Annotated in this window: 17 protein-coding genes and 2 pseudogenes; 1 reads left to right on the plus strand and 18 read right to left on the minus strand. The window is 46.8% G+C overall.

Annotated features, from left to right (window positions below):
• Positions 1–17 precede the first annotated feature (17 nt).
• The 3 genes and pseudogenes from VSQ62_RS27435 to VSQ62_RS27445 all read right to left on the minus strand — a co-directional run bounded on the left by VSQ62_RS27435 (position 18) and on the right by VSQ62_RS27445 (position 2,709).
• Positions 18–890 carry a VirB6/TrbL-like conjugal transfer protein, CD1112 family gene (locus VSQ62_RS27435; RefSeq protein ID WP_004083199.1) on the minus strand — a complete coding sequence of 291 codons (873 nt, stop codon included), beginning with the start codon at positions 888–890 and terminating at the stop codon, positions 18–20.
• Between the two features lie 21 nt (positions 891–911).
• Positions 912–1,007: pseudogene (locus tag VSQ62_RS27440) on the minus strand (Maff2 family mobile element protein); the annotation flags it as partial.
• 79 nt (positions 1,008–1,086) lie between these two features.
• The gene (locus VSQ62_RS27445) at positions 1,087–2,709 is read right to left on the minus strand and encodes a recombinase family protein (protein ID WP_334638174.1); all 1,623 of its coding nucleotides are present in this window, start codon (positions 2,707–2,709) and stop codon (positions 1,087–1,089) included.
• Positions 2,710–2,927: 218 nt separating this feature from the next.
• On the opposite strand from VSQ62_RS27445, the gene VSQ62_RS27450 reads away from it, so the two are divergent.
• Positions 2,928–3,530: a DUF6064 family protein gene (locus tag VSQ62_RS27450; protein WP_172552194.1), complete on the plus strand. Its 603-nt coding sequence runs from the start codon at positions 2,928–2,930 to the stop codon at positions 3,528–3,530.
• Positions 3,531–3,598: 68 nt separating this feature from the next.
• Here the strand turns inward: VSQ62_RS27450 and VSQ62_RS27455 are convergent, their stop codons facing one another.
• From VSQ62_RS27455 to VSQ62_RS27525, 15 genes and pseudogenes are all read right to left on the minus strand, one after another.
• Positions 3,599–3,796, minus strand: a complete 198-nt coding sequence (locus VSQ62_RS27455; protein ID WP_334638175.1) for a transposon-encoded TnpW family protein — start codon at positions 3,794–3,796, stop codon at positions 3,599–3,601.
• A complete protein-coding gene (locus VSQ62_RS27460; RefSeq protein WP_132224119.1) occupies positions 3,793–4,647 on the minus strand; it encodes an ATP-binding protein in 855 nt (284 codons plus the stop codon). The genes VSQ62_RS27455 and VSQ62_RS27460 overlap by 4 nt, the downstream gene beginning before the upstream one ends.
• 63 nt (positions 4,648–4,710) lie before the next feature.
• A complete protein-coding gene (locus VSQ62_RS27465) occupies positions 4,711–5,454 on the minus strand; it encodes a replication initiator protein A (protein ID WP_502957877.1) in 744 nt (247 codons plus the stop codon).
• Positions 5,455–5,576: 122 nt separating this feature from the next.
• A complete protein-coding gene (locus VSQ62_RS27470) occupies positions 5,577–5,963 on the minus strand; it encodes a cysteine-rich VLP domain-containing protein (RefSeq protein ID WP_016220906.1) in 387 nt (128 codons plus the stop codon).
• Positions 5,953–7,584 carry a relaxase/mobilization nuclease domain-containing protein gene (locus VSQ62_RS27475; protein ID WP_334638177.1) on the minus strand — a complete coding sequence of 544 codons (1,632 nt, stop codon included), beginning with the start codon at positions 7,582–7,584 and terminating at the stop codon, positions 5,953–5,955. The genes VSQ62_RS27470 and VSQ62_RS27475 overlap by 11 nt, the downstream gene beginning before the upstream one ends.
• On the minus strand, positions 7,556–7,951 hold the full coding sequence (locus VSQ62_RS27480; RefSeq protein WP_334638178.1) for a plasmid mobilization protein: 396 nt from the start codon (positions 7,949–7,951) through the stop codon (positions 7,556–7,558). The genes VSQ62_RS27475 and VSQ62_RS27480 overlap by 29 nt, the downstream gene beginning before the upstream one ends.
• Before the next feature lie 569 nt (positions 7,952–8,520).
• Complete coding sequence (locus VSQ62_RS27485) at positions 8,521–9,102, minus strand: methyltransferase family protein (RefSeq protein WP_334638179.1); 582 nt, start codon at positions 9,100–9,102, stop codon at positions 8,521–8,523.
• Between the two features lie 25 nt (positions 9,103–9,127).
• On the minus strand, positions 9,128–9,622 hold the full coding sequence (locus VSQ62_RS27490) for a hypothetical protein (RefSeq protein WP_334638180.1): 495 nt from the start codon (positions 9,620–9,622) through the stop codon (positions 9,128–9,130).
• Between the two features lie 56 nt (positions 9,623–9,678).
• Positions 9,679–9,891: a helix-turn-helix domain-containing protein gene (locus VSQ62_RS27495; RefSeq protein ID WP_120469367.1), complete on the minus strand. Its 213-nt coding sequence runs from the start codon at positions 9,889–9,891 to the stop codon at positions 9,679–9,681.
• The gene (locus VSQ62_RS27500; RefSeq protein ID WP_334638181.1) at positions 9,878–10,321 is read right to left on the minus strand and encodes an RNA polymerase sigma factor; all 444 of its coding nucleotides are present in this window, start codon (positions 10,319–10,321) and stop codon (positions 9,878–9,880) included. Before VSQ62_RS27500 ends, VSQ62_RS27495 begins: the two co-directional genes overlap by 14 nt.
• Before the next feature lie 165 nt (positions 10,322–10,486).
• Positions 10,487–11,077 (minus strand): TetR/AcrR family transcriptional regulator, encoded by a 591-nt coding sequence (locus VSQ62_RS27505; RefSeq protein WP_120469369.1) that lies wholly within the window; start codon positions 11,075–11,077, stop codon positions 10,487–10,489.
• A 381-nt stretch (positions 11,078–11,458) separates the two neighbouring features.
• A complete protein-coding gene (locus VSQ62_RS27510) occupies positions 11,459–11,599 on the minus strand; it encodes a Maff2 family mobile element protein (protein WP_482571255.1) in 141 nt (46 codons plus the stop codon).
• A gap of 101 nt (positions 11,600–11,700) precedes the next feature.
• Complete coding sequence (locus VSQ62_RS27515; RefSeq protein ID WP_334638182.1) at positions 11,701–11,910, minus strand: hypothetical protein; 210 nt, start codon at positions 11,908–11,910, stop codon at positions 11,701–11,703.
• A gap of 107 nt (positions 11,911–12,017) precedes the next feature.
• Positions 12,018–13,370: pseudogene (locus VSQ62_RS27520) on the minus strand (VirD4-like conjugal transfer protein, CD1115 family); the annotation flags it as partial.
• A gap of 35 nt (positions 13,371–13,405) precedes the next feature.
• A complete protein-coding gene (locus VSQ62_RS27525; protein WP_334638183.1) occupies positions 13,406–13,588 on the minus strand; it encodes a transposon-encoded TnpW family protein in 183 nt (60 codons plus the stop codon).
• Positions 13,589–13,616: the final 28 nt, after the last annotated feature.

Raw genomic sequence — 13,616 nt, forward strand, 5'->3', positions numbered from 1 at the left:
ATCCTCCTTCCTGCTGTCTAATGCGCATTGAACACTGCCTTGCTTAACCCGCTTGTTTTCATCAGGCTGAAACAGAGGATTACGGTATATGCCGCCACCCCGAACAGCGCCGAGTGCATGTTGTCTGAAATCTGAATGGTTGACACCAGCACCGCATAAATGCCGACGCACACCATCATAAAGAACCCCTGGAACCCAAGCGCCAGAAGCCCACGGAAATAGTTGTTCCCCACCTGCCCCCATTCCCGGTTGGAGAAGGTGGCAAAAGGGATTGGCGCAACCGAAGTGTAAAGGTAGATCTCTATCATACGCCCATACAGAAGCACCGTGATAAGCACGGACATAATCTTCATGCACAGGCTGACCAGCATGGTTTCCAGGGCCAGCACTACAAGCTCCCCGATCTCCATAGATTCCATCGCCGTTTCCATTGCCTCTATCATGGTATCTATGTTGATGGCAGTCTGTGCGTTGATGGCGCCGCCTGCGGCGCTCACCACATGCTGCCCCACGTCAAAGACCGCCATCGCTATGGTAAAGGTATTGCTGACCAGATACACAGCCACCCACATCTTGAAAAAATACTTGAAAAACATCCATGTATCTATTTCATGCATACTGTTTTTCTCCGTCAGCATGGAGATCAGCTCATAGCAGAGGACAAACGTGATAATCATGCCTGCAATCGGCACGATCACCGAATTTGAAAGATTCTGTATCAGGCTGAAAATACTCCCGTTCCATCCCTGCGGCGTCTGTCCAACCTGTGCGGCAATCTCCCCGGTTTTCTCATTGACATCCGAAAACATTTCCGTCAGGTTGGACGTTACCATCCCGGTCAAAAGCTCCCTCATCCACTCCTCGATTGCCTCAAAAATGCCATCGAACATGAATGAATCCCCTTTCCTTTATTAGCTGAACAGATTTCCAAGAAGAGGGATCAACTGTGTACCAATGAGGACAACCCCACCTCCGGCCATAAGTTGCTTGATTCCTTGCGATTTTGCTCATGTGAGATAAAGAAGTAAAAGAAGTGTAAAAAATTTTGCCGTTCCCTGTCCGGCTGACTGCCGGACGGGTCGGGCTTTAGTCGGGCAATTCTACCTTGCCGACAAAAGAGTAATAGATTTCGATTTCCTGTCTGCGGAGCTTCCCCCGCCGTTTCCCGTCCAGTGCTTCCGATTCATGGATTACGATTTTCTCCACAAACTCCCGCAACAGGGTAGGGGTGAGTTCCTCAAAGCTGGTGTACTTGCGTACCACTTTCATAAACTTTTCAGCGTTTGCCGTGGCTTCCAGCGTCTTGGAAAGCTCGCTCTGCAAGGCGGCGGCTTTCTCTTTCAGTTCCTTTTGCTCGGCTTCATAGTCTGCCGAAAGCTCCGTGAAACGCTCGTCCGATATGCGCCCGGTCACGCTGTCCTCATACAGCCGCTTGAAGATAGCGGAGAGTTCCGCAATCCGTTTTTCTGCCGCTTCCAGCTCTTTCTTCTTGGCGGCGTTGCGGCGTTTGCTCCCGTCCTCGGTCTGGTCGGTCAACAGCTTCATAAACCGGGCTTCGTGCCTGGCGGCGTAGCTGGTGACTTTCCGTAAATTCTCGGTCACTCCGGCGGTTAAAAGGTCGGTGCGGATAAAATGCGCCGTACAGTCTGCTGTGCGCTTCTTGTAGCTGCCGCAGATATAGCAGTCCTGCCGCCGCTTGTCCGTCTGATAGCGTTGCTGGTACATGACGCTGCCGCAGTCGGCACAAAAGAGTATGCCGGAGAACAAGCCCACTTCATCATAGCGGTTAGGGCGTTTGCGCTGCTTGCGTAGCTCCTGCACACGCTCCCATGTGTCCTTGTCGATTATCTGCTCGTGGTGGTTCTCAAAGATTGCCTGTTTGTCCTCGCTGTTGTAGATAATCTTGCTGCACTTGTAGGATTGTGTGGTGGTCTTGAAGTTCACAAGGCAGCCCGTGTATTCCCGGTTTTCAAGGATATGTACCACGGTGTTCGCCGCCCACTTGCACTCATAGCCGGGGTGGTAGCGGCGGGTTCTCCCTGTCCGGCGGTATTCCAGCGTTCCCGGCGTGGGGATTTCCTGCTCCGTGAGCATACGGGCTATCTTGGTCGGACCGTTCCCGGCAAGGCAAAGGCTGTAAATCTGCTTCACCACGGGGGCGGCTTCTTCGTCAATGATGAAATTTTCGTCCTCGTCCATGAGGTAGCCATACACGGGCTTGCTTGTGACAGGCTTCCCACTCATGCCTTTTGAGCGTTTTACCGCCCGGATTTTCTTGCTCGTATCCCTCACCAGCCATTCGTTAAAAATATTTCGCAAAGGCGCAAAGTCATTCTCGCCCTGTGCGCTGTCAACGCCGTCATTGATGGCAATGAAGCGGACGTTTTTCTGTGGGAAAATCATTTCCGTGTACATTCCCACTTGTAAGTAATTTCGCCCTAACCGTGACATATCCTTTACGATAACCGTTCCCACAAGCCCCGCTTCAATGTCGGCAAGCATGGACTGGAAGCCGGGTCTTTGGAAATTTGCCCCGGAGAATCCGTCGTCCGTGTACCATTTGAGGTTGGAAAAGCCGTTCTGTTTTGCGTAGGCTTCCAGAATCCGCTTCTGGTTGCTTATGGAATTGGATTCCCCGGAAAGCTCGTCCTCGTGCGACAATCTCGGATAAAGGGCGGTAATGAGTTGTTGGGTGGTCTGTCTTAACATAATGTCCTCCGTTTCCGACAGCCAGTCCCACTATTCCGTAGGCTTAGTATACCATAGGGCGGGGCTGTCTGTACAGTCCTTTTTGCTTCTTTATGTCGAAAAATATCACGGTTTTTTGTTACGGTTTATAGCAAGTGGCTTATTATAGAAAATATCAAATTTTTATGCTATACTTTAGTTCGTTACAAAGTGACAAACTAAATCTACGGGGGCAACACATGGACGCACAAGTTTTTTGGGATGTTATCGGCAATTACAACAGACAAACATGGATAATCCAAATTGCATTACTCGTTTTTTTACTCATAGCGGTTGCTTTGTCCTATACAAAAAAAATAAAGTGGGCGGCAAAATTCTCGCTTGGGATTATTAACCTCTTTATAGGCATTGGATTTTTCGCTTGGTATGGAACAGAGCCTATTCAGAAATTTTTTGCATTTCCGTTGTATATCACTTGCGGTGTTCTGTTCCTATACGAAAGTCTGCATAACAAGGACGATATACTCAAAACACCTACCGCATTTCAGATGTTTCTACTGGTGCTTTATTTAGCGTACCCTTTTGTTTCCATTCTTTTAGGTAATTCTTTCCCGCAAATGGTAACATACATCATGCCTTGCCCCGTAATCAGCATAAGCATGACGGTTTATGCTGGCTATAAAAGAAAAAACAAGCTGCTCCTCGCTTTACTGACCATATGGGGATTGACCGGAATAAAATCAGTCATCTTCAATGCCTATGAAGATATAATTCTACTGATTTGCGGTTTGTATGGTATCGTGCTGCTGGCAAATGAAATACGGCAATCAAGCAAGAAATAAACATGGTGTCATTTATTACTATTCCAGCGGTCACGCTCCACGGCATGACCGCTTTTCCATGCCACAACTTAGGCGGTAAAAGGCGGCTTGTGTCCGGCTGCGCTTTCGGCTTCCAGCACTTTCATCATCTTGTCGGCGGCGGTGGCGGTAGTGCCTTGTTTGAAGTAGCCGGAAACCACAAGGACGGTGTTCCCCCGGCGTACTTCTGTCACGCAATCCGGGCGGCGGGCGGTGGTGGCGGTGCTTCTCTTGGGCGTGTCGGTCATAGGCAAATCTCCTTTCCGTTCAGCAGCTTTTTAAGGTGTTCCATTTTCTCCCGTGCTTTGGCTTTTCTGAAATTCTCCCCGGTAATGCGGACGGGGGTACACATTTCCGTAAGGCGGTCATATATCCGGGCGTGGGCGGTGTCCTCTGGGTTCTGCAATTCTTCCAGTGTCAAATTTGTTGTGACAATCAGCGGCTTGCCGCTGCGGTATCGGCTGTCAACCACGTTGTAAACCTGTTCAAGCCCGTATTCCGTGCCACGCTCCATGCCGAAATCGTCAAGGATAAGCAGAGGGAAGCTGCAAAGGCGGGCTATGTATTCGTTCCTGTCCTTGTAGCTGGCGGCAAGGTCATTGAGGATAAGGGCAAAGTTTGTCATGCACACGGAAACCTCTTTCTCCATGAGGGCGTTGGCGATACACCCGGCGAAATAGCTTTTGCCTGTGCCTACCATGCCCCATAACAGATAGCCGATATTCCCGGCTTTCATTTCCTCCCAACACTCTACATAAGCATGGGCTTTGTGCATTTGGGGGCATTTCCCGTTGTCGTTTTCAAACGTCCATTCCCGCATAGCCGGGTCGGTGAAGCCTGTCCGTTTCAGCCGTTCCACTTCCTCCCGGTGCTTGTATTCCCTATGGCTGGCTTCCAGCATTTCCCGGCGTTTCCGCTGGCAGTCACATTCTTTCGGGTGGCGGTCACGCCCGAAAAAGGTTTTGCCCTCCGGGAAGTAGGCTTCTTTGGGCTGGCGGCAGCTCCCGCAGTATAAAAGCCCGTCCTCCCCGGTGTAGTCCTCCGGCTCTGCTTCCTGTGCCGTGGCAAGCCGGAAAATGGCGTTATTGTAATCACACATAAAATCGTTCCTCCTTGTTCATGGTCTTTTACGCCCTGTTTACGGGGCGTTGTGTCTATGCGGTCAAAGGCTCTCGCCCTCTTTGTAGGAATAATCGGGGATTCCTTTCTTTCCTGTGCCTTTCCTGTCACGTCTTGCCCACATACGGACAGCGGCGGCATGGTTGGCGTACACTTTCCCGTAGGCGGCTATGAACTCGCTCAATTCCTCAATGAACCGTTCCAGCCTGTCCGGGTATTCCCCTTTCAGCTCCGCATACTCGGATTCGGAGAGGAAAAGGTTTTTATATCTGCCAAAGGGTGCGGGCTGCTCCCCACTCACTCCTTTTCGTTGGTTCTCTTTTAGTTGGTTTATAGTAAGTTGGTTAGGGGTCGGTTTTCCGTCCAACGCAAAGGTCGGTTTTCCGTCCTTATGAGGGTCGCTTTTCCGGCTATCAGAGGGTCGGTTTTCCGGCTGTATGGCTGTCATATGGTCGGAAAACTGTACCACTGGCACTTGCGGTATTTTCACATAAAGGCGGTTCGGTGCGGAGAAGCCCCGGCGTTCCCTCACCAGAAGCCCGGCAGCGTCCAGCTCGTTCAGTGCGCTTTTTATGGCGGTGCTGCCTTTATCCAGCGTTTCCGTTATCTCCGAAACGGGATAGACAATATACGTCCTGCCCTCGCTGTCCTGCCAGCCGTTCTTCTGTGAGAGGGTGGAACGGTCAAGAAGCAGCCCATAGAGCAGCCTTGCGGTATGCGACAAGTCCATTTTCAGCAGAAAATAGGGATAGGGCAGAAAACGGGGCAATATGGTGTCGGCTGTGATGTAATTGGTTATGGTTCTCACCTCCTGTCTGTGGCTTCCTGTTACGCAGTTAAAACGCTGTTTTCGGGGGTAAAGGATAAATGTATCAGCTACCCTTTGAGGGCGGTCAAAAAAGCCTTGATTTACGGGGGTCTGGAATATCCTAAAGCGTGACATTTATCCCTCTGTTTCCGCTTGCGCTGTGCGGCTCGGATTCTTTTCATGCGTCCGGCGCACTCCGGGCAGTATTTCCCCCGGTTTGACTTGGGGAGAAAATACCCGCCGCACTCGGTACAGCGTTTCCTGTCTGCCCGGTGGAGTAGGGCGGCTTCCAGTTTCCCGTCCAGCGGCAGAACGGCGGTAATGAACCAGCGGCATAAAAGGGAATAGCTGATACTCTGGACGCATACGCAAGGCTCGCCGTTATCCAGCACAATACAGTTGCCGTTATCATAGTTACAGCACTCATGCACAAGGCGGCGGGCGGCTCTGTACTGTGGGTAGTCCATGTAGGGGCGTTTACCGTTCATTTTCCCGCCCCTTTCCCCGTTCCGGCTCACGGTGCAAGATTTTGTCAAGATTACTTTTCACGGTCTGCAATTCCCGGACGTTCTCTTTCTTCTCCCGGTACTCGTTGTAAAGGGCGTTTTTCGCTTTGGTAAGCTGCTCAATCTCCGCTTGTAAGGTCTTGGAAGATGGCAGTTTGGTAATGCCCTGTGCCTTGAAATACCAGGCGGCAGATTCGGCTATGATAAAATCGCTTTCGTGCTGCTCCCGGTAGGCTCTCCGGGCTTTCTCGGTTTTCTGCGCCCGCAGTCCGTCACGGGCTGGCTTGGTCTTGATATACGCCAATAGCTGTTTCTGCAAGTCCTTTTTCTCCCGCAAGGTGCTTTCCACGGTTTTCAGTTTCCCGGTTACTTCATGCAGTCCGGCACTGGCGGCGGCAAGGGCGGCTTCCAGTTCTTCCGGGGAAGAAAAGCCGGATTCCTCGTAAATGCTCATGGTCGCCGCCATTTGCTTCAGATTGTGCAGGGTCGCCCATTTCTCGTAGCCTTTCCCCTTGCCCTCGGCTTTCTTGGCGGCTATGTCTACCATGCGCTGTACGCCGTCTTGTTTCGGGGCGTTTATGGCGGCTTTGTTACGCTGTAAGCGGTCTTTTATGCTCCGGGGGTATTCCTGTTTGGGTGTGGGCGTTTCGGCGGCTCTGGCGGCGTTCTGTGCGTTTATGGTGAGTGTTTCCAGTATGGCGGCTCGGTCAAAATCATCACCCAGTTTCCGGGCGGTGATGGGCTTCGTCCTGTCCGGCGTGAGATATGACAATCTTCCCCGGCTCTCCTTGACGGTCACACCCTCCCGGAGCAGCAGAGAGGAAAAGTCGTCAAAGGTGGCAGCGGCGGCAAGGGCTTTCCGTATGGTCTGCCGTAGCTTCTCCTTGTCGGTTTCAAACTTAGTCTGCTTGGTCGGCTCTCCTGCGGCGGCTTGGGAAGCGTTCTCTTTATCCAGTGCGGCTTGTCCTTTCCGCTTCGCCCAATACTCACGCTCGGTAATGCGATTCTTGCTCCCGTTCAGCAAGTCAATCTGATAGAGGTTTTCCCGGTGGCACATCTCCATGACTTCCGCTTTGAAATATTCCATAGCTGCGTCCGTACAGCGGTGCTTGCAGCCCTCCCTTGTGTCGGCTGGTCTTTCCATGTAGGGAAGCAGCGGCACTTCCGCAATCCGTAGGGAATTGATTACGATATGCACATGAATGTTGCCGCTGTGGTTATGCCCGTCCGGGTGGGTGCATACAAGGGCTTGGTGTCCGGGGAAATGCTCTTTACAGAACTGCTCGCCTAACTCCTGCACCCGGTCTACGGTCAAGCCGTTGTCTGGTGCGTCACGGGGGTCAAAGCTGATGATATAGTGGTGGCTCTTTACGTCCTCCCGTTTCTGGTTTTTGCCGTATTTGAGATTGGAGCGCATACAGGCGATTGCAAAATCTTCCTCACCGCAATTCAGAGAGGAAATTCGGTAATCGTCACGGAGAACAAGCCGCCCGTTTCCGTCCAGTGTGGGCTTCATGGTAAACTCGTCATGCTCAAAGGTTAGGTACTGTTCAGCCGCACCATAGTCGGCATTTTTAGAGCTGATATGTTTGAACGTTGCCAACGGCTTCACCTACTTTCTGCAAGACTTCAAACTTCAAGGCGGCAAGCTCCGCTGTGGCGGCTCGTACCTCTTTTGAGAGAGCGTTATAGGGTGCGCCGTACTCGTTCAGACAGCGGGCAATCTGGTTCAAGTTGCCGCCGATTTTCCCGTACTCGGCTGTAAGTTTCCCAACGGCAGAGAGTAACTCATCATTGACCGGGGAAACAGTAATGACCGGGCGTATGCTTGACTTAATGAGGGCTTGTCGGATAAATTCGGCTTGGCTCATTTTGCAGAGGGTGACACGCTCGGAAAACTCGGCGTATTCTTCCTCGGTCAAGCGTGTCTTGATTACCCGGCTTCGGTGGGGCGTGTTGTATCTTTTCATGGCTGTGAACCTCCTTTCGTGGGTGGATTTTTTCAAGCGGCGCAAGCCGCAAAAGGCGGGCTTGGGGTGGCAACCCCAACAAGATTCCCATAGGACAAAATGAGCCGGTAGGCGAAATTTGGTACTGTGGTAGAATCTTGCTCTTAAAAAGTAGCGGTTTCCTCTGTGTGAGCTTCCGTCAATACCTTTAGTGCCGCAAGTGGGGATTTTGCCAAAGTAACGGTGGCATTTCTCCCCCTACTACCTACAACACCGCAAAAGGCAAAAATGACGGTGATTTGCGGAAATTTCCCTCTATTCCTTACAAAACCGCACAAACCGGAATAGGCGGGAATCTGTGAAAATTTCTTTTCGCCCGCCCTCCATGGACAGCCTGCGGATTTGCTAAACGGGAGAGAGAATTTCTTCCTATCCCCCTTTGCACGGCATAATACTGGCGATTTTTTAAAATGCCAAAAATAGGCGCAAAAAAACAGGAAACCTTTTCTTGATTTCCTGTCTTGGTGTGCCGTTTCTGTGTAGCGGCGGTTATTCGGTTTTTAGCTGGCTACAATTCTACAAACTGAAATTTATTTTCTTCTGCCAATATATCGGCAAACTTTTTTCTTATATTGCAAATATTCATTTCCAAATGCAACAAGTAAAAAATTTTCCTCGACATTGACAATCTGCAAGTGGTACATAATGACCGCAAATACAGTTAAGAAGCACAAAATCCAGTTAAAAAACATCAATAGTGTTCCAATGTACAAAAGGTCAAATCCCAGAAAGGCGGGATTACGGCTGATATGGTAAATACCGTTTGTTATAAGTTCCGTTTTATCGGTTTTGGATACTCCCGCCCGCCAACTGTCCCGCATAGTCCATAATGCAACAATAAATATAACCGTCCCTCCAACACTTGTTATTGCACCTATAATCCGAATAGCAGTAAGACTATTCCCCGTTTCAAGGAAAATACTGACAAGTCCCGCTATAAAGACAAGAATGGCTGCAATCTTCATTGTGATTTCCACAAATTTTACAAAACCGATTTTATCCTTTCCAATTTGGTCTGTTTGTATTCCTTGCCTTTTTTGATGAAACATTTTCAAAAAATAACATCCATAAAAAGCAATTATGCTTGCTATGGAAATCAGCTTAAATTCCATTCTTTTCTCCCTCCAAACTTGAATTTTATACTACAAAGCAAAAGTGTATTATACATCCCGACAACAAGGCTACTATTAACCCCAAAACAATTCCAATACAAGCACCTCTCACATGGAACATATAATCTTTATATTCTTTTTCCATATCTTCTGTGCCAGATATTCTCAACTTCTTACTATGACAGAAAACCCCCCAATCTAAAACAATCAAATCATAGATATTTACAACGAAAAATAATACAAATACATGAGTAAAGGTTGTGTTAAAACTCCTACATCCGGACAAATAGGCAACGCTGGATAAAATAATCACAAAAAATATCAACCCCAATATTTTTTTGCCTATATGAATTTTTTCTCTTTGCTTAATTGTTTCTTTGTATTGTGGTAATTCTTCCACTCTTTGTCTAATCTTAGGCGGATAAGACATAATCATATTGATAGGGTCTTTATATTGTGTTGGTAGAATTGCTAATGTAAAAAGCAAACAGCACACCACACACTGAATAAATAAAATCATTTCGTTTACCTCACACATACTTAAACTGCAATTTTTTCAAAAATAAAAGCAATTTCTCATTCTTTCTTTTCATCAAAGCGGAACTTGAACAGGGCAGCGACAAGCCGCTGTTTTATGCTGTCCTCGGTATCCCTGTTGATATGTCCGTTTTCAATGGCGGCAATTCGGATGCGTTTACTGTAATGCTGTAAAACCTCGTCCACGGCTTCCGGTTCTCCGTTGGTCGCCCGAACAATCGTTTCATATGGCAAAAGGTTAGGATTCCCCATGCGAAAACACCTCCATTTCTTTATGCAAGAGTTTTAACGTCCTGCGGATTTGATACCCGGTCGTACTCCGGCAACGTCCGTACATTTCTCCGATTTCCCACTGTGTGTAATGCCCGAAGAAGTAAAGGAAAATGATTTCCCGTTTCTTCTCCGGCAAGGATAACAGAGCGGCGGCAAGTTCCCCATTAGTGAGGACAACTGTCTGACCGCAGATTGTAATTGGGTGTTCTTCATAGGGTGCTTCAAAATATTCATCTGTTGTTCCTAAAGGGTAAAACTTTTCTTCCGTGAGGTATTCAAGGGATATTTCTTTTTGCCGCCGTCTGTGCTGGTCACGCCATGCTGTGATTGCTGCATGACGTATGACGACTTTGCAAAAGCTGTGAAAAGTATACACGATATGTTCTTTGTATGCTTCTGTATAAGTCATAAATAATTCCCCCTTTCTCCCACAATGGGTGTAGCATAGTTTACAGTTACATTCTGCCATTTGGAAATTCATCGGCATTCTAAGTAGTCATTTTTAACTATTTATTTGTGACATTATGTGAAAATCAAAATCATAGTATATTCTATAATTAGTGTTTCGCTATACTCATTCTCTCCCAAATAAATAATCTAAAAATGAATCTTTCAAAATATTCATGTTTTCAGCTATCACATCTTCGTGTAGAAAATTGCGGTTCTCTACTGTTATTGCCATTATTTTTATCATATTGGCTACGACATGGGAATGAATGTCGCTCCGAATATCCTTCATATTTTGAAAAAGTAAATCCACAATTTTTTCTTCTTTAGGTGGGTCTAAAATGTACTCTGGTGGAAGTTTTTTTGAAAGCCATATTTCATCTTCCATTGACAAGGAACTTATAATGTTGTTTTGCCCTAACAAAGAAAAATGAGAAAGAAGCTCATCAACTGCTTGGCGGTCTAATGCTCCATATTTCTCTACTGCTTCATTTATTTTTTTTAAAACAGCTTCTTTGCTAAACATAATTGCTTCATACACAAACAGCTCTTTTGAAGTAAAAAAATGATAAAAAGTTCCTTTGCCTATTTGCACACGTTGCGTCACTTCATCAATAGTCAATTTCCGTACACCTTTTTCACATATCAGTTGAATTCCAGTTTTGAGTAATTCAGTATGTATTTGTTGTCTTTGCTTCAATGGAAAAACTGGCGACATATATATCCCTCCTTTATATGTGACCGAAATCACAAAATTTGGTCACATATAAAATAACACTATTTTCTATGAAAATCAAGTAGTTATTCGTAATCACACATAATCGTTATTTTGAAAATGTATGAATGATAGGGATTCCGTAGTAGTCGGCATTGCTGGTAATGTGTATAACTGGCTATCTCATGGAATTGTGGGTAACTCTGTTTGCAGGACGTGGGAAAGCTGCACTTTAGCTTTTCCATGTGCTGTGAATAGAGTTATCCATGATTCCATAGCCTGTTATGCACATTTCCATAATGCTTTTCTTTTGGTCTTTGGTTTCTTTGGTTCGGAATAGTGTGGTGCTGGCGGTCTATCTCTTGTTTTCGGTTGCTTGCTTCTTTACCGTACATGAGCATTCGCGCCAGGGTTATCATTACCATAACCTTCCAGGAGGTTAATCACGCCCCACACTGCAAGCCCGGCTCCGATCGCCACGACCAATGTTTTTAAGATTCCGATTGCTGATGTAAAAAATGCCATATTATACCTGAAACCAAAATCAGAATTTCACGGATTTTACCGTTTTGCACAAACAAAAAAACCGCCAGTATCTCCTGACGGTTCGCCCTTTCCAATTTGGTTTATCCTTTCTTTTTTATTGTTGTATTATTTTCTTTGTGCAATGGGCTGTTTTCCCCAATCATAGGCTCTGCCCGGATTGGCTGCAGGATATATTCCTGACCTACTGCCTTAATAGTAAAAACCATTATCTCCCCTTTCTGACTTTGCGACACGATGTCGCAAACTTTCTCTTCTGGATATGCTTCATACCTGCGCCTTACAAAATCCACTTTACGACACCGTGTCGTAAACTTTTTTGTATGCTTCAAAATCTACCTTGCGACATCGTGTCGCAAAGTTCAAGCCTGACATACAGCAAAAAGAATAGCTTCCCTGTCTATGCCCCCTGCCGATCCCCGTCTGCTGGCTCCGTTGTTCCCTCTGCAGTTTCCTCACTTCCGTCTACTTCATATAGATCAAATTCCTCCTTCATCCTGATTTTTAACTGGTGTTTCATATACGCCTCCACATCAAAGGCATTCTTCTTGTCATAATCCGATAACTGCTTGTACCGCTTATGCCTGGTAATATCGAACTTGTCACTCAGGAACGGGCGAACCCCACGCAGCTGTAGGATGCACTTATTCCCGTCCATAACGGCAAGCTCATCTCTGCTCATCAATTCTTTTCCTGTTTTTTGATAATTTAATCCATAAGAACGGCTCTGCCCACGGGTATCTGACGTGTTGTAAAGATCTATCGTCTCCTTCCCTAAATTTTCAGAAATCTCCTTTAACGTGGAGCCTTCCTTGCCCCCAAGGAATAACATGGTGTCGCAATTACCTAAAATTGTCTCGGCTGCATCTTTATAGATGGTTTTCAACTGGCTCTGCGACTGTAAAATAATAGACGCTGATATTTCCCTGCTCCTTATCGTTGCGATCAGCTTGTCAAACTTTGGGATCTGCCCGATATTGCTGAACTCATCCAACAACAGCCTTACATGGTAAGGAAGCCTGCCGCCATGCACATCGTCCGCCCTGTCACACAATAAATTGAATAGCTGGGTATACATGATTGCCACAAGGAAATTGAAGGTATCGTCCGTGTCGGAGATGATAATAAACATTGCCGTGCGCTGATCCCCAATCATATCCAGTTCCATTTCATCATAAGAAGTCAGCTCCCGCAGTTCCGCAATGTCAAATGGCGCTAATCTGGCTCCGCACGAAATAAGTATGCTTTTTGAGGTTTTGCCCGCCGCAAGTTTGAATTTCTTATATTGCCGTACCGCAAAGTGTTCCGGCTTCTCCTGTTCCAGTTCCTCAAACAGTTCGTCCACAGCATTTTTAAATTCTTCATCGTCCTCCCTCGTCTCCGAAGCATTGATAAACTCCAGTAACGTAGAGAAGTTCTGTTCTTCCTCTGGCGCTTCATAATAGATATAGCCAATCAATGCACAGTACAAAAGCCGCTCTGCTTTCGTCCAGAAATCTTCGGAAGATTTTTCTCCTTCCCCTTTCGTATTTGCAATAATAGTGTTCACCAGCTTCAAAATATCTTTCTCCGAGCGGATATACCGGAACGGATTGTAATGCATACTTTTGTTGAAATTGATGGTATTTAAAACCTTGATCTTATACGGTTCATAAACAACTTTTCCATTCTTATCCCGTACCGCTTTCCCGTCTTTCATTTTCGGTGTGCCACGCCTCAGCATCTCCCCACATTCGACCAGGATTGTGCCTTTTCGGACGATATGTCAAGGACATAGATCAAATCCCCTCAAAAATTCATTCCTGACAGGTCATTTTCCAGTAACCGCATGACTTTATCACTCATACTTTCACTACTGGTCTTGCTGAAATGTAACGAAACTTCATAAATAGTCCTGCCGATTTTTCGCTTAATTGTCTGTGGTTCTCTAACCATCATTTTTTCATCTCTTGCTTGTATAGTTTCCGTCATACATTCCCCTTTCTTTAAAAAATAAAAA

The sequence above is a fragment of the Sporofaciens sp. JLR.KK001 genome (assembly GCF_036941055.1).
Taxonomy (GTDB): domain Bacteria; phylum Bacillota; class Clostridia; order Lachnospirales; family Lachnospiraceae; genus Sporofaciens.